Source organism: Streptomyces sp. NPDC101166 (assembly GCF_044768125.1).
Lineage (GTDB): Bacteria > Actinomycetota > Actinomycetes > Streptomycetales > Streptomycetaceae > Streptomyces.
On sequence record NZ_JBIWPF010000124.1, the window covers coordinates 1,156 to 1,419 of the forward strand.

A 264-nucleotide genomic window follows, 5' to 3' on the forward strand; every position below is an offset into this window, starting at 1 on the left:
GAGTCCAGTTCGCCTCGGGCCGTGAGGTGCTCGCGACCGTAGGCGCGGACCGACTCGAGCATTCGGTAGCGCGGTTGCGGAGTGGGGAGGGCGGGGTCGGCGATCAGGACATCGACGAGCTGCACCAGTGATTTGTCCAGTAGCGCTTCGATATCGGACGTGGCCACACCGAGCCCCTCGGCCGCGTCCGGGGTGAAGGGCGCGGGAAAGACCGACAGGCGGGCGAGGGCGGTGCGCTCCTCCTCGAGGAGAAGCTCCCAATCC

1 pseudogene is annotated in these 264 nt (G+C 68.6%); it reads right to left on the reverse strand.

From position 1 onward, the window contains the following. Positions 1-264: pseudogene (locus tag ACIRS4_RS36980) on the reverse strand (LuxR family transcriptional regulator); the annotation flags it as partial.